The following is a 20,283-nucleotide window of genomic DNA, read 5'->3' on the forward strand; positions in this document are numbered from 1 at the left end:
CAATCGAAGCAGCATCCGCTTTTCTTTTTACCACATACGATACCCCTTCGATGCGGGTGGGGCATTTTGAATCATGTCGATGAATGGGACGGTGTAGGCAACGAGTATGAGTGCGGCCAGGATGGTTAACCATATTCTCCAGTTCTCGAGAGCCATTGGTGTTTTTTCGGCTGTCTCAGCCGTTTCACCGACAGGAAATTCCTCCTCTCCTTTGGGAGCGAAGAATGCCAGGTTGATAAAGATGTATAGAACGAGAATGATACCAATGAAAAGGATCGTGCCCCCGATCGCCTGTGCGATTTGGTATGGAATCCAATCGATTGCCTGCGGTGCATCCCCATAAGTAGAGTAGGAAGATCTTCTAGGTGCACCAAGTAAACCAACCGCGTGCATGGCGCCGGACATGATGCTCATTCCAACCGCCCATACGATGGCCTGCACGATGGCCAATTTGTTCATCGCTTTCGTTAAGACACGCCCCGTCAGATGAGGAACAAGCCAATAAGCAATTCCGAAGAAAGTCAAGACGACAGATGTGGCCAGTGTTAAATGAAAGTGACCGGTGACCCAAATCGTGTTATGGACCACCTGATTCATTTGATTAGATGCATTGATCAATCCGCCTGCTCCTGCAGGAATGAAAGCAACCATTCCGATGAACGGTACTGTAAAGCGGGCGTCACCCCATGGCAGCTTCTTGAACCATCCGAATAACCCCGTAGCTCCCTTGGATCTCCCGTACATTTCAAAAGTGGCAAATAAAGAGAATGCTGTCATCAGGGAAGGGATGACTACCATGAACGTCAGGGTTACCTGCAGGAACTTCCAATTGGCATCAATTCCCGGCTCCACCAATTGATGGTGAAAACCGACCGGTATCGAGAACAGAAGGAAAAGGATAAAGGATAGTCGTGCCAATGAATCTGAAAATATTTTTCCGCCAATGATTTTCGGAATGATCACATACCATGCCATATATGCCGGCAGCAGCCAGAAATAGACGAGTGGATGTCCGAAATACCAGAACAAGGTACGACTGACAAGAACGTCGACCCTGTCCACCAGGCCAAGGGACCAGGGGAGGAGCTGAAATAGAACAGTTCCTGCAACGCCGATAGTGGCAACAATCCATAAGACGATGTTGATGATGCTCATGAAGGTTAACAAAGGACTCGGTTGTCCAGGATGTTCTTTTCTCCAGCTCATATATTTCATGATCATTCCTGATCCGCCAAGCCAGCTGCCCACCACTACGAACGTCAATCCTAAATAGAAGATCCAATGGGCCTGCAGGGGAGCATAAAATGTATAAAGGACCGTAGCTTCATTTAATAGAATCATGACTGCTGCCATGATCGTTCCAAGAAGCATGACCCAGAATCCCAACCACCCCATAAACCGGGATTTTCCAGAGTAAGTCCCTGAAGTCCTGGAAATGGCAGCATGCTGGAATCCGAGTATGAAGAATGTCGTCAGTACCAACCCGAGTAAGACCCCGTGAACAGTCAATACTTGATAATAACCGATTCCTGCAGGGAGAGTGAATCTGCCTGAACGGACCAAAACCTGTAACAGGCCGGCAAGCCCCCCTAATGCAAGCGCGGCAAATCCAACGTAAATATGGGCCATGGCCAGTGTAGCATCCTTTTTATCAATTTTTACAAATGGTTTCATCTACTCCACCACCTTTAACATAGATTTCATCGTGTGATGACCGACACCACAGTATTCATTACAGACGATGAGGAACTCTCCAGTCTTGTCGAGTGTGGTTGTAAATTCACTGACATAACCAGGTTCAAGCATCATATTGATATTGGTACCTGCGACTTCAAACCCATGAACAACATCCTTGGTTGTAGCCGTGATTTTCAGTGTCGAGCCTTTAGGGATTTCAATTTCCCCGGGGGTATAAAGAAAAGCCGAGGCTACAAATACCAACTCATAATCCCAAGCCTTTCCTTCCACTTTTTTAAGTCCTGGTTCGTTAAACGGAGCCATTTTGTCCACCTGCTCCGGATTGACGTATGCCTTTGCACTTGGAGGCTGATGCCCCTGGTGAAAAGCACTGATTCCCAATATGATTAAAAATAAGATAAGAGACCCTGTTCCTAGCGTTAACCACCATTTCTCATAGCGATGCATATGCATATAAATCACTCCTTAAATTAAAAACGATTCAGAAATAGCAAGAATACCCCGACCCATGTAAGGACTAAAAAACCTCCTAAAAATAAAACCGAAGTAAATGTACCTTTTAATGAGGTGGATTCCTTCACTTTGACTTCCGTTTTGTGATGTAATTCCGGTTTCCCCATTCCTCTCATTCCTTTCATCAAGTATTCACTCTTTTGTTACTTCAATCATAAGCGGGTACACTTCTTTGAATCTGTGATAAATGTCACACCTGGAGGGTGGTTTGTGAAGAAAATGTGAAGGGATTGAAAAATAGGCATTCGGGTGTGTTCATTTGTGTGAACCAGGTGCATAGAGTGTAGGAATGAAGAGGAAGGTGACGATCAAATGGAAAAGTATTATTGTAAACAGTGCTGTCAAATCTTTTCTGATAAAACGGTGTGTCCTCTATGTCAGATGCCGGTGGAAGCGAAGATACACATCAAGGTCCATCATCAGCAGGGGAAAAAGGATCATCGGTGAGACTTTGGAGACATGCTGTGCTAATATAAAGAAGATTCGAATAATAGAAAAGGCGGTGGGGAATTTGTTTGTTCCTTCATTTTCATTGAAAGGTAAATTGGCCGTTGTCACGGGGGCAGGCCGGGGAATAGGACGGGCTATTAGTATCGGGTTAGCGGAATCAGGATCCGATGTAGTCCTGTTGTCAAGAACGAAGGATGATTTAGAAGAAACGGCAGGTGTAATCGAGAAGCTTGGAAGGAAGGCTCATATCATCCCGACAGATGTGACATCACGTGAGGAAATAAACAAAGTGATCACTTACATAGAAAATCATGGATTGTCCATTGATATCTTAATTAACAATGCAGGGATGAATATACGTTCAGAGGCGCTTTCGGTAACGGATGATGAATGGCAAAAAATCATGGATACGAACTTGAAATCAGCCTTTATGATGAGCCAGGAAGTAGGAAGGCATATGAAAGAAAGGAGACGGGGAAAAATCATTAACATTGCATCCGTAGCCGGCCATGTTGCCCTCAGGACAGGGGTTGTCTATGCTTCCACGAAAGCAGCCATGATTCAAATGACGAAGGTGTTAGCCATGGAATGGGGAAAGTACAATATTAATGTGAACAGTATCGGACCATGGTATTTCAAGACACCTTTAACAAAGGAACTTCTGCAAGATGAAGAATATGTAAACGATATTCTGGCAGTGACTCCTTTAAAAAGGATCGGTGAGCTCGAGGAATTGGTGGGTCCGGCGGTCTTCCTTTCATCGGATGCCTCAAACTATATTACCGGACAAACCCTTTATGTAGACGGTGGGATGACAATCAATGGTTTTTGAATACTCCCATGATAAAAGGCTAACCTCGCTCTGAAGGTTAGCCTTTTAGCTATCTTCTATTCAATCATCAGTATCACTAAAAAATCGCCGACATTTTCAATGGAAATCGGTAGTTTCAAAGCTTTGTCAAAACCATACATTTTCGATTGCCCCACAATGACGGTCGGCGGTGTAATGTCTAATGAATGGCCGGCTTGTGCGAGGAGGGTAGCAAGATTCCCTGCAATCATATTTCCAAGTTCTCCCGCGAAAGATTCAAGCATTTCACCTTCGAGGGGCATTCCAAACATGGATGCTCCCAACCCTTGAAAGCTTTCTTCTTCTCCATCAATGATCATTCTTCCCCTAACGTCACCCGTGAACCCGATGAGTACACCGATCTTATGCTGACTAAACGGCTCTGTCAGCAATGAGGGCTTTAAAACACTAACACTCAAAGGGATGACGCCTTTAATGGCTTCTACTGAACTATTAAGTATATCGGTGACACTTTTAGTTAAAATCATGTCGTATCCTCCAGTATTTTGTCACTATAATCATATCATATGAACTAGGAGTAAAGGATGGTATTTTCGTACGATATACCGACTAAAGTACTATTTTTAGATGAGGTTTTTGAATAAAACAAAAATAATACTTCATACATGATTTATGTCTATGTGGAAAAGCTATCCTTACATGGAAGTGTAAGGAGTGGTCGTGCATGCCGAAAATACTTTCGGTTGAAACTGAAATCCCACCTGTGAAAATCACGCAAAATGAAGCGGCAGAATTTGCGAAGCAATTGTTTTCTTCGAATTTCAGGGATATTGGACGTCTCATTAATGTGTTTCAAAACGGTGAAATAGAAAGTCGTTATTTTGTGAAGGATCTGGAGTGGTTTTCCAGAGATCATACATTTAAGGAAAAGAACGATGAATTCATCCATCATGCCGTAGAATTGGGGAGTAAAGTGATCCATAAGAGCCTTTCACGTCATGGGCTCACATTGGAAGATATCGATGCCATCATCACCATATCAACATCGGGTCTTTCAACCCCGAGTCTGGAAGCTCGAATCATGAACAGGCTCCCGTTTTCTCCCCATATAAAACGAATTCCTATATGGGGCTTGGGTTGTGCAGGGGGAGCCAGCGGATTGTCGCGGGCGTATGAATACTGCTTAGCCTTTCCGAAGGCAAATGTTCTTGTTCTTTCAATCGAACTGTGTTCATTGACCTTTCAACACGGGGATCGATCAAAGAGCAATTTGATCGGGACATCCCTTTTCGCTGATGGTGTGGCATGTGCCCTTGTTTGCGGGGATGAAAGTCCTTTATTGGCGGGTGTCGTGTATCCATTACCAAGGATCTTTGCCACCCAGTCGACGCTGCTTGAGGACTCATTGGATGTGATGGGATGGGAAGTTAAGGAAAATGGACTATATGTCGTATTTTCAAAGGATATTCCGACACTCGTGAAAAACTGGCTCCGCCCGAATGTAGAAGGATTCATTGAAACGAACGGTGTTGAGTTACGGGACATTAAGCATTTCGTGGCCCATCCGGGTGGAAAGAAAGTAATTGAAGCATACAGGGATGCTTTAGGGATGGAAGAAAAGATGACAACCGAATCGATGAGGGTACTAAAGGAATATGGGAACATGTCCTCCGTCACGATTCTTTATGTTCTCAAAGAATTTATGGAAAAAGGCTGTGAACGGGGGGATATCGGTCTCGGCACTGCTTTGGGACCAGGGTTCAGCTCGGAGCTTTTGTTGATGAGGTGGGAATGATGCTATATTTTGTCCTGTTTTTCTCGGTATTGATGATTCAAAGACTGGTGGAACTGTACATTGCAAGATCAAATGAAAAGTGGATGAAGGAGCGGGGGGCCAAAGAATACGGACAGTCTCATTATAAGCTGATGGTCATCATCCATATTGCCTTTTTCATTTCCCTGCTCATTGAAGGCGGGATCTTTCACTCCGGGGTCAATCACTATTGGCCGCTATTGCTTGGTGGTTTTATCCTGACTCAGCTCGGGAGGATCTGGTCGATTGCTTCTCTCGGGAAGTATTGGAACACTAAAATCATCGTCCTCCCGGAGGCTCAAGTCGTAGCCAAAGGCCCATATAAATATTTGAAGCACCCGAACTATCTGATCGTAACGCTAGAGTTTCTGATTGTTCCAATTCTTTTTCAAGCCTATTGGACCCTTATCATCTTTGCATTATTAAACCAATTCATTCTTTCTATCCGAATACCACTAGAGGAACACGCCTTAAAGGAAGAGACGGAGTATGGGAAGGTCCACCTCAATACGAAGGGATGGATTCCCCTATTTAAAAAAGAAAAATGATTTTCTTATTGAAAATGATTATCAGTTTTGATAAAATTCTAATTGAAGATGAAAATTATTCTCAAGTACAAGTATCTTTACAAAAGGGTGGGGACAAGAATGGTATGGTTTTTGATATTGTTTACTGTAGTAGCGTATGGCTTCATGATGAAGTATGTCTTATCTAATGTAATGAAGAATCCGGCACAGCGGAAGAACATATCTTCATACCAGACGAACTCAAAATCTTTTGTTCGATCAAACTTAATCGCAACCGAAACAACACGATAAACAGAGCCTTCTTCTTCGGAAGAGGCTTTTTTTATTGCCTTTTTTTCTAAAATGACAGCTATTATAACTGGACCGTTCCTTTTCGCTCCAGGCACTTGCTTTCCTCGGGGAGGAAGTCAAGCCTCCTCGGGCTTTGCCCTGCGGGGTCTCGACTTTTCCTCTATTTCCCGCAGGAGTCAAGTGCCTTCCGCTCCAATCCACTCTGTGCTTCTATATTTGTCAGCTCAGAATAAAAAAACACTAATAAAGGTCTTTGTAATAATTTGTTCGGTTCAGATTGAGTAATTTCGGATGTTAGTCAATAATGATTGGACTGATTACCGGTTTAACCTTGACTTGGTCAATTGGTAGTATCATTTTTGACCCTATCCCTCATCTTCTCCTTCGCATATACTGTTATCATTCTTAAATCCCGCTTTCGGATATGATTTCATAGAGAATTTGATTCAAATACGATAAAATAAAAACGTTATCATTCTTCTTAAGTGCAGAAAGGAATTAGATTAGACTATGAGTCAGATTGAACATAAAAATACACATTTACATAATACGTTAAAACAGCTTACGGCTTACTACGACATTTTCCTTCAGAACGGGGATGGGGAGAGGGCTTCCAAGGTTGAACGTTTGGCTGAAAAGTTGAACAATCATGAATTGATCCTTGCCTTTTGCGGCCATTTTTCCGCTGGCAAGTCCACGATGATCAACCGGTTGATGGGTGAAGATATCCTGCCGTCCAGTCCGATTCCAACCAGTGCGAATCTGGTGAAGGTGCATCATGCACAAACGGATTTTGCAAAGATTCATTATCATCAATCCAAGCCTTTATACTTTAAGGCACCGTATGATTTTGAGACTATTAAGGAATTTTGTAAAAACGGTGAAGATGTATACTCTGTGGAAATTGGACGGAAGAGAAGTGAAGTGCCTGAAGGGGTTTCTGTTTTGGATACCCCGGGAGTCGACAGTACGGACGATGCCCACAGGCTGTCTACGGAATCGGCGATTCATCTTGCTGACGCTGTCTTCTATGTAATGGATTATAACCATGTCCAATCACAGGTGAATTTTGAGTTCACCAAGGAAATGGTGCGTCATGGGGTCAAATTGTACCTGATTGTGAATCAGATCGATAAGCATCAGGAGGAAGAATTGTCTTTCACCCAGTTCCAGGAAAGCGTCAGGAATTCATTCGCCTCTTGGGGTGTAGTACCCGATGGGACGTTTTTTACAAGTTTGAAAAATCCCGACCATCCCTACAATGACCTTGAAAAATTGCAAGCACTGATTGATAGCCAGGTAAAAAAGAAGGGTGAATTGATCGAAGGTTCGGCGATCTCCGCTATATCACAATTGCGCACTGAACATGAGAGATGGTATGAGGAAGAGCTTGAAAAACTCGAGGATAGAGCCCTGGATTTCTTTACAGAGGAAGAGTGGGAAAATAAAGATTCTATTCTTCAAAAAGAAAGAAAGCTTGTTGACACACTGGCTAAAAATAATGTGACTTCCATAAAAGATCATTTCGAAGAAGAGCGTAGGGAAATCCTTAAAAATGCCTATTTAATGCCTTTTGAAACAAGAGAATTAGCGAAGGGATTTCTGGAAAGCAGACAACAGGACTTTAGAGTCGGCTTCCTGTTCTCAAAGCAAAAGACAGAAGAAGAAAAAGCAGTAAGACTTCAGAAATTCAAAGACGATATCAATTCCCGGATCGAATCTCAACTCGAATGGCACTTAAAGACACTCGGGAAAAACATAGTGAAAGAATTTATCCCTTCATCGGATCAACGCGTGGAATGGGATCGATTAAACCTTGAAGTAGACGATCATTTCCTTGTGGGTTTAATTAAACAGGGGGCCGGAGTCTCGAGTGATTATGTACTTCAGTACTGTGATGATCTTTCAGAGGAGTTAAAAAGGAAAGCCAGAAATGAAACAAACGGGTTGATTGAGACACTGATAACCGAAATTGCACACTCTTCGCCGGAAGAGCATGCCGGCATGGAGGAAGAACTGGAGGAGCTTCAGAAAAAAACAGGCATCATTTATCAATGGAATTCACTGGATGAAGAGAAGGATGCTCAAATCCGAAAATTGAACAAACCTGAAGTTGAACCAAAGCGTACGGAGAAGATTATTTCAGAATGGACCGTGAAATGGAAAGAGAGGGAAGAAAACTATACACTTGCGACGGACGTTGTACTGGATCGTAGTGAGGATACGGGTCGGGAACGTGACATTAACCGATCACCTGACACAAGGAATCAGGATACGTCAATAGAAGAAGCGATTCAACGGTTAGAAACGATGGCAAATGTATTCAGTAAGTACAAAGGGTTTGCCAAAATGGCCCATCTATTGGACGGGAAGAGGGAGCGCCTCTTGAATCAATCCTTTACGATTGCATTATTCGGTGCCTTTAGTGCCGGTAAATCATCGTTTGCCAATGCGCTGTTGGGAAGAAAAGTACTTCCGGTGAGCCCGAATCCCACTACCGCGTCCATCAACAGGATCAATCCGGTATCGGAGGGGTGTGAGCACGAAACGGCTCATGTACAAATCAAATCCGATGAACAGCTATTGTCAGACATCAATCATTCCCTTTCGTTCTTTAATCAACATGCATCTTCCTTGGAAGATGCCAAGGGACTGATTCCTGATTTATCGACTGATGGGAGCGGGAAAGAAAATGTCCACCTCTCTTTCCTTCAAGCCTTTTTAACAGGATATCCTTTATTTAAGGGAATTCTCGGGAGGAAGAGGAAGGTCGATCTTGAAGAATATAGAGGATATGTAGCAGATGAGGCGAAAGCTTGCTTTGTGGAGTCGATCGATCTCTATTTCGATTGTGATATTACAAGACAGGGGATCACCCTCGTCGATACACCGGGAGCTGATTCCATCAATGCCCGACATACCGGTGTTGCTTTCGAATATATCAAGAATGCCGATGCGATTCTCTTTGTGACCTATTATAATCATGCGTTTGCCAAGGCAGACAGGGAATTCCTTATTCAATTGGGGCGTGTGAAAGACACCTTCGAAATGGATAAAATGTTTTTTGTCGTCAACGCCATCGACCTCGCAAGTGATGAAAAGGAAAAAAAGGAAGTCATTGAATATGTGGAAGATCAATTGATTCAATATGGGATCCGTTTTCCAAGGATTTTCGGAGTATCATCCCTGCAGGCACTTAAAGAAACCGACTCGCAACAATCTGGAATGGATGAATTCAAGAAGGAATTCCAAACCTTCATACAGAATGAATTAGTGAGCATGAGTATCGAATCCGCAACTGGTGAGTGGGAAAGAGGGTTGAAACGTTTTCAGCAATATCTCCACTCGGCTTCAAGTGAAAAGAAGTATAAACAATCAAGGAAGCAGGAACTGGTGGAGCGGAAGTCCGAGGTTATATCCCTTATTGATAACGTATCTCGAGAACCACTTACAGTAGAGATGATGCAGGAGTCAAAGGAGCTCGTCCACTATGTGAAACAAAGAGCGTTTTTCAGGGTCTCGGATTTCTATAAGGAAGCATTTCATTCCGGATTATTTCTCCAATATCCATCCCAATCCCAGGCAATCCGTGAAGGGTTAAAGGAATTTTTATCAAGTATCGGGTTTGATCTGGCTCAGGAAATGCGGGCTACCTCCCTTCGGATTCAGCAGTTCATTCAGAAGCAGCTCCGGGATCAATGGGGTGCCCTGGAAGAAAAAATCCAGCGGGTTGAACAAGATCTGGTCCTATCCCCGATGGATTATAAAAATGAAACGACCATCGAATTTGATAGTGCATTTAACCAAACGGAACTTCGACCATTCGAAGAAGCTTTTTCAACATTCAAGAATCCGAAGCAATTCTTTGAAAAAGGCGGAAAGAAAGTGGTTCAGGAAAAATTGGAGGCTTTGCTCCAAGAACCTGCGGACGCTTACCTGACACAGGAACTGGCAAGGTTGGACACGTGGGGGCAAACCTATCTGGAAGAAGAATTCAAGTTGCTTAAAGAAGAGCTGGAAAATCAGGTGACCGATCAGATTACATCCTATCTGGAAGCCCTAGAGACCGTAAAGGACCTGGATCAGCTGAAGCTGGATTTAAAAAAGCTCGAGCAGGTTTAAAGAAAAAAGGAGGACATTTACTGTGAATCCTTATCATTGCTGTGCTACCTGTATTCACATTCAAGGAGTGAAGAAAGAGCAGAAGACCTCCTATTATTGTTCAAGACTTGGGTATGAGACCAAAACCACCTATCAATTTTCCTGTTGGGAACCGAAGGATGAAGTGGTGAAATTGATGAAAAAGAGGGGGATGAAATCATGAGGGTGCTCGTAGATGCAGATTGGCTTCGTGAACACGTGGATGATGGGAATGTAAGAATCATCGATTGCCGTTTTTCTTTAGGGGATCCAGCAGAAGGCCGGGAAAGATACAATGAAAGCCATATTCCCGGTGCCGTCTTTTTTGACCTTGAAAAGGATTTATCCGGGTATGCAAAAAAACACGGGGGGCGACACCCGCTCCCGAATATGAAGAATTTCCTGCGCAAAGTAGAGGATGCCGGGATCGATAATCATACAACCATCGTGATTTATGATGAAAAGGAAGGGGCATTAGCGGGCAGGTGCTGGTGGTTGTTCCATTATATCGGGCATGAAAATGTCCATATCCTCAACGGTGGATTTGCCGCGTGGAAGAAAGGTTCCGGAAAGACGGAGTCCACCGTTCCCCATTATCCACCCACAAACTATCGTCCGAGCGTTAATGACGACATGTTGGCCACTGTGGATGAGATACGATGTATTGCAGATGGAGATAGGAACATCCCGTTGATTGATTCAAGGAGCAGGGAACGGTTCTCTGGTCGGGAAGAACCGATTGACCGGATACCGGGCCACATTCCTGGTGCGATCAACTTTCCATGGACGGAAGGTATGAATGATGGGTATTTCCTTGGACCCGTTGAGCAGAAGGAACGTTTCTCGATGCTTAAAAAAGATGACCCCGTCATTGTCTATTGTGGATCTGGTGTAACAGCAACCCCAAACTTCATAGCACTCAAGGAAGCTGGTTTTACCGATGTGAAATTGTATGTAGGAAGCTATAGTGATTGGGTTTCATACGAAGAACACAAAGTGGATAAAGAATAATGCCGCGTAGCTAATTGGAAGTGGTTCATCACTTTTCCAATTAGCTATTTATGCTGATATGTTATACTTTAAATGGTATGTACGAAACGACGTGTTTAGGAGTGGATGACTTGGAAAATAAAAATGAGCACTTATTATTAATAGATGGAATGGCATTATTATTTCGATCTTTCTTTGCAACAGCCGTAACGGGCCAGTTCATGATGAACTCAAAAGGCCTCCCCACCAATGGGGTCCAGGGGTTCATGAAGCACCTCCTGATGGCAGCGGATCATGTGAAGCCTACACATATCATTGTATGCTGGGATATGGGGAGCCAGACTTTCCGTAATGAAGTGTTCAACGATTATAAATCGAATCGGAATGCACCGCCTGTTGAACTGATCCCTCAGTTCGACCTTGCAAAAGAAGTGGCCGAAGGATTTAATCTCTCCAATGTTGGCGTGGTTGGCTATGAAGCAGATGATTGTATCGGGACACTCGCAAAGCTCCATCATTCTGAGCGCAAAGTGTCCGTTCTAAGCGGAGACCAGGATCTCCTGCAGCTTCTTGATGACAACATCGACATCATGCTGCTGAAAAAAGGTTTTGGGAATTATCAGACGTATACGAAAGACATCTTTGTTGAAGAAAAAGGCATTACTCCGGAGCAATTCATCGATGTGAAAGCACTGATGGGAGATACAAGTGACGGATATCCCGGGGTAAAAGGGATCGGGGAGAAAACAGCCATGAAACTGATTCAACAATATCAAGATATATCGGGTATACTGGCCAATCTACATGAATTGACGCCTTCTCAACGTAAGAAAATTGAGGAAGATCTGGACATGCTCCATGTTTCAAGGAAACTGGCTGAAATCCATTGTGAAGTACCACTTTCTGTTTCAGTGGAAGAAGCCAGATGGGATAATGTATCACATGATACACTTACGCTTGTGGACGAACTGGAGCTAAAAGTTCTTAGAGGGTTTTTAGTAGGTTCAAATGTGTTGGCAGCTTCGAGCTGAACGTGATAGGAGTGTCAGGAACCCAGCCCTGACACTTTTTTGTTGTGGATCATTTTTTATTCTTTTTTTTAGCTGCATTTTCTAAAGCGCTTTTCGGTTCGATGGCGAATTCAGCATCCTCTGAAATTCCTTGCGGGTTTACGCTTTTGGCGCTTTTCCCTTTGTTTTTATTATTGCCTTTAGTCATACATAAGACCCTCCTTTAGTGTGATCCTTACTATTTTGTCTTTGTTACATACAAATATCCCATGTACAGAAAATTTTAGGACACACTACGAATAAGGGAGGTGTTAGGGTGAATAAAGGAATCATTACCGCACTGATTAGTATCGCGTTAGCGCAAGGATTGAAAATTCCGCTGCACTTTTTGAAAAAGAAGGAGTGGAAGCCTGAGCTGTTTTTTCAGACAGGTGGAATGCCGAGCTCCCATAGTGCCGGAGTGGCATCTTTGACAACATTCATTGCGTTAAAAAGAGGGGTAAGAACGATTGATTTCGCTCTTTCATTCATCTTTGGGCTGATCGTCATGTATGATGCCCAGGGAATTCGCCGCCAAACCGGTGAATTGACCCTTAAAGTAAATAGTCTCGATGAGCTTGTCAGGAAGGCGCATGAAAAGGAAACCGTTGAATTCGAAGAAAAGAAACCTAAGAGACTGAAGGAAATGCTCGGACACCAGCCCCAGGAAGTGGTCGGCGGCGCATTGCTTGGTTCCCTTCTTGGCTTCATTGCCTTCTTGTTTTCCAAAAAGGATAGGCAAAAGAAAAAATTTTCTGTAAGATAAAAGAAGACAAAGTGGCGATAAGGTGAGGAGAAACGTGAAAAAGACAACAGAAGAATTTCTCATAGATCTTGAAAACAAAGGCTTCAAATTTCAGGAAGACGCGATTGGCTTCATCTATTTCGGCAAAAAATACACAGACGCCCCGGATGAACTGGTCAATAGTGCCATTGAAATTACTTTGAAAGCACAGAAACAATTTGACAGCAGTTTCTATATGTCTATATTGGAAAGGCTCCATTCCCAGAAAATCCCCTCTAGAAAAGAAGCGTTAAGGTGGATGGAGAAACAGGGATTGGCATAAACCAGGGACCATCGTAAGGGCATTGTACCCTTTCTGATGGTCTTTTTTTAGTGTTAGGGAAGGAGTAGGCAGCCCTTGTCGAACGGAATATCCTTTAGTTCAGATGGATGGCTTTACGAGCCAGCTCATCGGCTGCTTTATTTTCCTTGCTTGGTATCCACTTGACAAAGAAAAGATTGATTTGCTTCGTCAAGCTCAATATATCGCCGAGCAATAATTTATATTGTGCATTACGCACAAACTCTTTCTCGATCGCTTGAACGACAGCTAGAGAATCACTCTTCAACCATACGGTATCGGTCTGCTTCTCCAAACAGATTTCAAGTGCTTTTTTGCAGGCGAGGAATTCGGCTTTATGATTGTCCATGATCCCTAAAGGAATCGAATGTTTTTCCACTTCACCGTTGTATTTGATGAAAATACCGGCTCCACTTGGTCCGGGGTTCCCGGCACTTGCACCATCAATATATACTTCCAACAATCGTATTCACCTCATACACATTCAGAATATAAATATAGTAGCATATAAAGAAGGATGAAGGAGGAATGCTCGATCCTTTTCATTCAATCCTTTCTTTATACATAGCAAAAGCCGGGTGAAATGCATACACCCGGCTTCGGTCATCCCATATTCTTAGGGAATCGTTTTGCGATATAGCCAAACGGGGTATCCATAAGGGAAATCACCCATTTAAGAAGGTAGGTTGTAATGAAAATCTCGAACCAAATGTGCATCGGATATTCACCAAGAAAGGCGATGCTTGTGAAGACAAGCGTATCCAATAGTTGACTCACCATCGTGCTTCCGTTATTGCGGATCCAGAATTGGGAATCAGAAGGGAATTTCTTCTTCAGATACGTAAAGATATACACGTCCGTAAATTGGCTTACAAGATAAGCGGCAAGGCTGCCAATTGCAATCCGCGGGATGATGCCAAAGATCGTCGCTAGGGATTCCTGGGCGAAATCGTCAGGATGTGGTTGAAATAAGAGCGCCAGTTGCATAATAATAGTCATTACGATCAACGTGAAGAATCCAAGCCAAACCGCTTTCTGTGCCTCTTTTTTACCATACTTTTCGTTCAGGATATCGGTCACCAGAAAAGCGGTACCATACATGGCATTCCCGAGTGTCGCCGTCAGACCAAAGATTTCAATCGTCTTGACAACCTGAAGGTTTGCAAGTATTGTCGAGATCCCTATCCAAACAAAGAGTCCCGTTCGTCCAAACATTCGATACATGATTAGTAAACATGAGAATGTAATGAGTACAAAAATCAGCCCAAACCATATATTAAACATAAAAAGTCCTCCAATCGTTCATAAGTGAATGAAACAATAGTCCTCATTATACAAATAAAAATGATTTTGAACAATAATATGAATAAAAGGGAGTGAAAGAAGAATGGAAATGAAAATAAAATTTAAATATAAAAGCAAAACGGCTTCCGATATATGGTTTGAATCCGGGTTTTTCCCGCGGAAAGAAACACTGATCCATGTAGATGATTTAATGAAAACAGGAAGAGTCATTGAGCTTGAAATCATTGATGAAATGGGGAACTCTTGGACAAGGAAAGAATACATCCGCTTGAATCAGGAATTAGAAAAGGAACCCGAAAACATTGTTGTGTTCTTTGATGGCGGATTTGATAAGGAAACGAACTATGCGGGTGCCGGAATCGTCATCTATTACGATAAAGGCGGAGAATCATTTCGAATCAGAAAAAATGCACTACTCGAGGAAATCGAAAATAATAATGAAGCTGAATACGCTGCATTACATATCGCGATCGGTTTGCTTGAAGAACTCGGGGTTAAAAATGTACCTTGTACAATCAAAGGCGATTCCCAGGTGGCGATAAAACAACTTGGGGGAGAATGGCCCTGCTATGAAGAAGGATTAAAGAGGTGGCTTGATCGGATTGAAGGGTTGATACAGAAGCTTGGGCTGAAACCCAATCTGATCGTTCTGAACAGGAAAGACAACAAAGAAGCCGATAAGCTTGCCAACCAGGCATTGGAAGGCACTAAGGTTCACAGTAACAAACGATTAGAATAATTCTGCTGTGTATTATATACTCTATTAATACAACGAGGATTTGCTGGGCGCGAAAAAATCTAGGAGTGATCACATGAATCGAAAAGAAGTGGTGGATAAAGTGGATGAGCTTATAGACACCTACTGTAAAGACTGCTTTCTGAAAGCACACTTTCGCAAAGAGTATGGCAAAACGTATGCTCACCGCTTTTGTATAGGACAATGCACCATCGGGGAACAAATCCGTCACTACGGAAAATGTTTAAATAAGAACGATGCATATCAAAAATAAAGGGCAGCCATTCAGGGGCCGCCCTTTATCATGTTGATCTATTGTTTTGTACGATTATAATTTAACTACGTTTGCAGCTTGTGGTCCGCGATTTCCTTCAACAACATCGAAAGAAACTTCCTGACCTTCTTCTAATGATTTGAATCCTTCACCTTGAATCGCTGAGAAGTGAACAAATACATCGTCTCCACCTTCAACTTCGATGAATCCAAAACCTTTTTCATTGTTGAACCATTTTACTTTACCATTTTGCATGTTAGAATCCTCCTAAATCGTTCAAGCACTGTTGTGCCTCTGGAAAATAGTTTTCACGAAATGAATGATTCTTATAGCTTTTAGAATAAGCTTAAGTATCGTTCATTTCAATGATGTCTTTACTATACAATATGACGTTTTTCGAGTCAACATTCGTCATTTTTATTAAGGGTTTAGTCTGTAGTGGAGAGATGAAGGTGATATGGTGAGTAGAGCGGAGTCCCCTGTCCGGGTTGTATTCAGCCGGTAGTTATAGTAAACTTTTAATGATATTTACGGGAATTTGGAGGGTAAAAAATGCCTACACCAAGTATGGAAGATTATATAGAACAGATTTATATGTTAATTGAGAACAAAGGTTATGCCAGAGTATCGGATATAGCAGAAGCTTTATCCGTCCACCCCTCCTCAGTTACCAAAATGGTGCAGAAGTTAGATAAGGACGATTATCTTATTTATGAGAAATACCGCGGTCTTGTTCTGACTCCAAAAGGAAATAAAGTAGGAAAACGTTTAGTATACAGACATGAGCTTTTGGAACAATTCCTTCGTGTCATTGGAGTGAAAGAAGAACATATTTATGAAGATGTGGAAGGAATCGAACATCATTTAAGCTGGGATTCCATCGATCGCATCGGTGATCTCGTACAATTCTTCGAGGAAGAAAAGAGCCGGGTGGAAGGACTGCGTACGATTCAAAACCGCAGTGAATAATGACCCTACCCATTTACTGATGCGGCATAAAACATTAGACAAGGATAAAGGACTTTCATTTTAAATGAAAGTCCTTTTTGCATGGGCGGTTCGGAGATCAAAATATAGGGGGGTAGTCGTTAAATGTTCCATCCTCGACTGACAGACTGGATAACTCGGCTTCTCCCCATTCGTTCTCATTGAGTGTGACGCCTTGGAGTAAACCTTCGGATGCTTCCAAAACGGCTTTACGGTAGGAAATGATGCGGCCGGAAGAGGTTTGGAAGCTTATAATGTCTCCATGATAATTCCGTTGCACTTTGGATATTTCTTCCATATCTATCACCTTTTCTGTTCATACTTTAAAATTAGTATGAACAAATCAGGAAGAAAACATAATTCTAACTGTAGGATAATTTTAAGTTTACATAATAATATTATGTACATAGATGAATTTCATTCTTCATTCATGCAGGAAATAAGGCGATGGAGTGAGAATATAGAACAGTATAGAAAAAATGTTGAGGTGTACATATGAAAAGTTCAGAATGGCATACAAGCGCCAAAACCCGCTGGGAAGATAATGCAGATCATTGGCATTCAAAAAGCGTCGAAATGTGGAGTACTGGAAGCAGAAAGGCCGTCATCCCTTTCTTTCATGATCATGCAGGGAAAGCAAGGACCGTTGCGGATTTAGGGTGTGGCGATGGATATGGGTCCTACCTGTTGTATGAAAAAGGATATGTGGTCACAGGCATGGATTTCTCCAGGAATATGATTGATATTGCAAAGGAACAGGAAAGGGAAAACCTGGCCTTCGTTCAAGGGGATTTGCGTTCCCTTCCATTTCAAGATGGCCAATTTGATGCTGTAATGGCGATCAATTCAGTGGAATGGACTGAAAACCCTTTACACACATTGAATGAGATTGAACGGGTAGTGGGTAAGGGCGGTTATATTTGCATCGGCCTATTGGGACCAACTGCTCATCCGAGGGAAAATGCCTACCCCCGACTTCAAGGGAAGGAGGTCATCTGTAATACCATGATGCCTTGGGAATTGGAGAAGCTCTCAGAAGACAAAGGATGGAAGAAGGTCGGTGAAGACTGGATCTACAAAAAAGGCGTGAAACCTTCACACACAGACAATCTCTCAAATGAATTAAGGCAGGCTTTGACATTTACGACATTGTTTATGTTTCAAAAATAAAACATGATCGATTCTCATTCTTCTGAGAATCGATCATGTTTTGCTATTCCCCATCATTACCATCAGTTTGGATGGATGCGGATGAGAGAGGTAATGAGAGAAGAGCAAAAGTATTCATTTATAGTGTAAAATAAAGTTACAATAGAAAAAGGCAAGCTACTCTAAATTTGAAGCTAAGAGGGTGAACTTCCATGACTACAATAAAGAAAAAGGTATTATCAGATATTGAAATAGCTCAACAATCAACATTGCTGCCGATCCTGGGCATCGCAAAGAAAGTAGGCCTTGAAGAAGATGATATTGAGCTTTATGGCAAATACAAAGGGAAAATTTCCTTTGAAGCGATACATAAGCTGAAAGAGCACTCAGAGGGGAAATTGATCCTTGTCACATCGATCAATCCAACGCCTGCGGGTGAAGGGAAGTCTACGGTGACAGTGGGGCTTGGGGATGCGCTAAACCAACTAAATAAGAACGCCATCATCGCCATGAGGGAGCCTTCCCTGGGACCGACGATGGGGATTAAAGGAGGAGCAACGGGTGGCGGTTATTCACAAGTGCTTCCCATGGAGGACATTAACCTCCACTTCACTGGTGATATCCATGCCATTTCTACAACCAATAATGCACTGGCTGCGTTAATGGACAATCATATTCATCAAGGTAATGAGTTGAATATCGATCAAAGAAGGGTGGTATGGAAACGGGCAATCGATATGAATGATCGTGCTCTTCGTCAAATTATTGTTGGCTTGGGCGGTCCTTTACAAGGGGTTCCAAGGGAAGACGGATTTGATATCTCTGTGGCGTCAGAGATAATGGCCGTACTTTGTTTGTCGGAGAGTCTTGAAGAGTTAAGAACAAGACTGGGACAGATGGTGGTTGCCTATAACACTGCAAAACAACCTGTAACCGTGGAGGACCTTGGAGTCGAAGGCGCTTTGACATTATTGCTGAAGGATGCACTCAAGCCTAATCTTGTCCAGACGATCGAGCATTCGCCTGCCCTTATCCACGGAGGTCCGTTTGCCAATATAGCTCACGGCTGCAACAGTGTCATGGCGACGAAAACAGCTTTGAAGCTTGCGGATTATGTGGTGACAGAATCCGGGTTCGGGGCGGATTTAGGAGCAGAAAAATTCCTGAATATCAAATCCAGGGCTGCAGACATAGCTCCTGATGCCGTTGTTCTTGTTGCGACCATCCGTGCTTTGAAAATGCACGGGGGGCAACCTAAAGGAGAACTTCAATCAGAAGACTCAGTAGCTCTGCAAAAAGGTTTATCCAATTTGAAAAAGCACATGGAAACATTGGAACATTTCAACGTTCCGTTTGTCGTTGCTGTCAACCGGTTTGTGACAGACAGCGATTTGGAAATCCAGACCCTCATCCAATGGTGTGAAAACCAAAAAGTTGAGGTTTCACTGACCGATGTCTGGGCTAAAGGTGGAGAGGGTGGAATCGATTTAGCACAAAAGGTATTAAATGAAATAGAAAGTAATACTAAGGAGTTCGCTCCCCTTTACGAGCTGAGTGATTCCCTGCAAATGAAAATTGACACCATAGCCAAAAAAGTATATGGCGCAAGTGGGGTGGAGTACACGGTCAAAGCAAGAAGGCAGTTGGAAGAGTTTGAAACACGCGGCTGGGGCGTTCTCCCGATCTGTATGGCCAAGACGCAATACTCCCTCTCTGATGACCCGGCTAAACTCGGCCGTCCGGAGAATTTCACCATCACGATACGCGAACTGAAGCCAAAGATCGGAGCAGGCTTCATCGTTGCTTTGACGGGGGAAGTCATGACGATGCCCGGACTGCCGAAAAAACCGGCTGCCTTCGGTATGGATGTAGATGAAGACGGCAGGGCAATCGGACTGTTTTAACGATGAAGAATGGAAAGGAGGGGCGAAAATGTTTGACCCAACTGCATTTGATAACTTAAAGGTCATCTTTGAAGGAGCAGTCTACGATCTTGACTTGACAGGGGATATTCAGATACTCGATCGGAAGGATTTGTTTGATTTTGCTCACTATGAGCGCTGTTATCAAATTCATTATTCCCTCCCATATAAAAAATCACTTTCAATCCAATTTCATCTGAAGGCGGATATGGGGCATTTCCTGGCAGAAAGAAAGATGATGACTGAAAAGAATACGGCGGGAGCGGACATCCTCATCGTCTATAAAGGCGATGAAAAACTTCAACGTCACTTGGAGACCCTTGAAGAGGCCTGGGGGGAAGATAAACACTGGGAGTGGAAAGAAGTGAAGTCTTCCGTTAAACCGACCTCATATGAGGGGATCTTATCCTTCAATCGGGTGATTACGGAGGAAATGGTCGATGATGTATTACAGATGATTTCGTTCTCTGTAGACACACTGAAGCAACTGGACCGAATGGACTTCTAGTCCTAAGTTGAGCTCATATAAATAGAAAAAAGGGG

General features: G+C 43.0%; 24 protein-coding genes. 15 read left to right on the top strand and 9 right to left on the bottom strand.

From position 1 onward, the window contains the following. Positions 1-27 precede the first annotated feature (27 nt). Complete coding sequence (locus AM506_RS10235) at positions 28-1,674, bottom strand: b(o/a)3-type cytochrome-c oxidase subunit 1 (protein WP_060672385.1); 1,647 nt, start codon at positions 1,672-1,674, stop codon at positions 28-30. Next, positions 1,675-2,151 (bottom strand): cytochrome c oxidase subunit II, encoded by a 477-nt coding sequence (locus tag AM506_RS10240; RefSeq protein ID WP_060672386.1) that lies wholly within the window; start codon positions 2,149-2,151, stop codon positions 1,675-1,677. A 571-nt stretch (positions 2,152-2,722) separates the two neighbouring features. Here AM506_RS10240 and AM506_RS10250 point away from each other — a divergent pair. Beyond that, on the top strand, positions 2,723-3,493 hold the full coding sequence (locus AM506_RS10250) for an SDR family NAD(P)-dependent oxidoreductase (RefSeq protein ID WP_060672452.1): 771 nt from the start codon (positions 2,723-2,725) through the stop codon (positions 3,491-3,493). A gap of 56 nt (positions 3,494-3,549) precedes the next feature. On the opposite strand, the gene AM506_RS10255 is transcribed toward AM506_RS10250, so the two are convergent. Next, positions 3,550-3,999 carry a chemotaxis protein CheX gene (locus AM506_RS10255; RefSeq protein WP_060672387.1) on the bottom strand — a complete coding sequence of 150 codons (450 nt, stop codon included), beginning with the start codon at positions 3,997-3,999 and terminating at the stop codon, positions 3,550-3,552. 197 nt (positions 4,000-4,196) lie between these two features. Between AM506_RS10255 and AM506_RS10260 the strand changes: the two genes are divergently transcribed. Both AM506_RS10260 and AM506_RS10265 read left to right on the top strand, forming a co-directional pair. Further along, positions 4,197-5,267, top strand: coding sequence for a type III polyketide synthase (locus AM506_RS10260; protein WP_060672388.1), 1,071 nt, complete (start codon positions 4,197-4,199; stop codon positions 5,265-5,267). Then, positions 5,264-5,833 carry an isoprenylcysteine carboxyl methyltransferase family protein gene (locus AM506_RS10265; RefSeq protein WP_235576085.1) on the top strand — a complete coding sequence of 190 codons (570 nt, stop codon included), beginning with the start codon at positions 5,264-5,266 and terminating at the stop codon, positions 5,831-5,833. The genes AM506_RS10260 and AM506_RS10265 overlap by 4 nt, the downstream gene beginning before the upstream one ends. A gap of 77 nt (positions 5,834-5,910) precedes the next feature. Here AM506_RS10265 and AM506_RS22760 read toward each other — a convergent pair whose 3' ends face one another. Beyond that, positions 5,911-6,198, bottom strand: a complete 288-nt coding sequence (locus tag AM506_RS22760) for a hypothetical protein (RefSeq protein ID WP_060672390.1) — start codon at positions 6,196-6,198, stop codon at positions 5,911-5,913. A gap of 415 nt (positions 6,199-6,613) precedes the next feature. Between AM506_RS22760 and AM506_RS10275 the strand changes: the two genes are divergently transcribed. The 4 genes from AM506_RS10275 to AM506_RS10290 all read left to right on the top strand — a co-directional run bounded on the left by AM506_RS10275 (position 6,614) and on the right by AM506_RS10290 (position 12,264). Beyond that, entirely contained in the window at positions 6,614-10,225 is a 3,612-nt protein-coding gene (locus tag AM506_RS10275; protein ID WP_060672391.1) for a dynamin family protein, read from the top strand. Between the two features lie 22 nt (positions 10,226-10,247). Beyond that, positions 10,248-10,427, top strand: coding sequence for a hypothetical protein (locus AM506_RS10280; protein ID WP_060672392.1), 180 nt, complete (start codon positions 10,248-10,250; stop codon positions 10,425-10,427). Then, the gene (locus tag AM506_RS10285) at positions 10,424-11,254 is read left to right on the top strand and encodes a sulfurtransferase (RefSeq protein ID WP_327205532.1); all 831 of its coding nucleotides are present in this window, start codon (positions 10,424-10,426) and stop codon (positions 11,252-11,254) included. Before AM506_RS10280 ends, AM506_RS10285 begins: the two co-directional genes overlap by 4 nt. A 110-nt stretch (positions 11,255-11,364) precedes the next feature. Continuing rightward, the gene (locus AM506_RS10290; RefSeq protein ID WP_268788386.1) at positions 11,365-12,264 is read left to right on the top strand and encodes a 5'-3' exonuclease H3TH domain-containing protein; all 900 of its coding nucleotides are present in this window, start codon (positions 11,365-11,367) and stop codon (positions 12,262-12,264) included. Positions 12,265-12,313: 49 nt separating this feature from the next. Here the strand turns inward: AM506_RS10290 and AM506_RS10295 are convergent, their stop codons facing one another. Next, the gene (locus AM506_RS10295; protein ID WP_060672393.1) at positions 12,314-12,451 is read right to left on the bottom strand and encodes a hypothetical protein; all 138 of its coding nucleotides are present in this window, start codon (positions 12,449-12,451) and stop codon (positions 12,314-12,316) included. Positions 12,452-12,559: 108 nt separating this feature from the next. On the opposite strand from AM506_RS10295, the gene AM506_RS10300 reads away from it, so the two are divergent. Both AM506_RS10300 and AM506_RS10305 read left to right on the top strand, forming a co-directional pair. After that, complete coding sequence (locus AM506_RS10300; protein WP_060672394.1) at positions 12,560-13,048, top strand: divergent PAP2 family protein; 489 nt, start codon at positions 12,560-12,562, stop codon at positions 13,046-13,048. A gap of 34 nt (positions 13,049-13,082) precedes the next feature. Continuing rightward, on the top strand, positions 13,083-13,349 hold the full coding sequence (locus tag AM506_RS10305) for a DUF6123 family protein (RefSeq protein ID WP_034758529.1): 267 nt from the start codon (positions 13,083-13,085) through the stop codon (positions 13,347-13,349). 94 nt (positions 13,350-13,443) lie between these two features. Here the strand turns inward: AM506_RS10305 and AM506_RS10310 are convergent, their stop codons facing one another. Further along, positions 13,444-13,830, bottom strand: a complete 387-nt coding sequence (locus AM506_RS10310) for a reverse transcriptase-like protein (RefSeq protein ID WP_060672395.1) — start codon at positions 13,828-13,830, stop codon at positions 13,444-13,446. Between the two features lie 140 nt (positions 13,831-13,970). After that, positions 13,971-14,651: a queuosine precursor transporter gene (locus tag AM506_RS10315; protein WP_060672396.1), complete on the bottom strand. Its 681-nt coding sequence runs from the start codon at positions 14,649-14,651 to the stop codon at positions 13,971-13,973. Positions 14,652-14,754: 103 nt separating this feature from the next. On the opposite strand from AM506_RS10315, the gene AM506_RS10320 reads away from it, so the two are divergent. Both AM506_RS10320 and AM506_RS10325 read left to right on the top strand, forming a co-directional pair. Beyond that, positions 14,755-15,411, top strand: coding sequence for a reverse transcriptase-like protein (locus AM506_RS10320; RefSeq protein ID WP_060672397.1), 657 nt, complete (start codon positions 14,755-14,757; stop codon positions 15,409-15,411). Between the two features lie 73 nt (positions 15,412-15,484). Then, on the top strand, positions 15,485-15,682 hold the full coding sequence (locus tag AM506_RS10325; protein WP_060672398.1) for a zinc-finger domain-containing protein: 198 nt from the start codon (positions 15,485-15,487) through the stop codon (positions 15,680-15,682). 54 nt (positions 15,683-15,736) lie between these two features. On the opposite strand, the gene cspD is transcribed toward AM506_RS10325, so the two are convergent. Continuing rightward, a complete protein-coding gene (cspD, locus tag AM506_RS10330) occupies positions 15,737-15,937 on the bottom strand; it encodes a cold-shock protein CspD (RefSeq protein ID WP_034758543.1) in 201 nt (66 codons plus the stop codon). A gap of 297 nt (positions 15,938-16,234) precedes the next feature. Here cspD and mntR point away from each other — a divergent pair, with 297 nt between their 5' ends. After that, positions 16,235-16,651 (top strand): transcriptional regulator MntR, encoded by a 417-nt coding sequence (gene mntR, locus AM506_RS10335; RefSeq protein WP_034758545.1) that lies wholly within the window; start codon positions 16,235-16,237, stop codon positions 16,649-16,651. A 97-nt stretch (positions 16,652-16,748) separates the two neighbouring features. On the opposite strand, the gene AM506_RS10340 is transcribed toward mntR, so the two are convergent. After that, entirely contained in the window at positions 16,749-16,967 is a 219-nt protein-coding gene (locus tag AM506_RS10340) for a DUF3892 domain-containing protein (RefSeq protein ID WP_060672399.1), read from the bottom strand. A gap of 197 nt (positions 16,968-17,164) precedes the next feature. Between AM506_RS10340 and AM506_RS10345 the strand changes: the two genes are divergently transcribed. The 3 genes from AM506_RS10345 (at position 17,165) to AM506_RS10355 (ending at position 20,248) form a co-directional block, all read left to right on the top strand. Further along, positions 17,165-17,839, top strand: a complete 675-nt coding sequence (locus AM506_RS10345; protein WP_060672400.1) for a class I SAM-dependent methyltransferase — start codon at positions 17,165-17,167, stop codon at positions 17,837-17,839. 191 nt (positions 17,840-18,030) lie between these two features. Beyond that, positions 18,031-19,722 (top strand): formate--tetrahydrofolate ligase, encoded by a 1,692-nt coding sequence (locus AM506_RS10350; protein ID WP_060672401.1) that lies wholly within the window; start codon positions 18,031-18,033, stop codon positions 19,720-19,722. A gap of 28 nt (positions 19,723-19,750) precedes the next feature. Beyond that, positions 19,751-20,248 (top strand): hypothetical protein, encoded by a 498-nt coding sequence (locus AM506_RS10355; protein ID WP_060672402.1) that lies wholly within the window; start codon positions 19,751-19,753, stop codon positions 20,246-20,248. Positions 20,249-20,283: the final 35 nt, after the last annotated feature.

It is taken from the genome of Rossellomorea vietnamensis (genome assembly GCF_001305855.1).
In the GTDB taxonomy this organism is placed as follows: Bacteria; Bacillota; Bacilli; order Bacillales; family Bacillaceae_B; genus Rossellomorea; species Rossellomorea vietnamensis_A.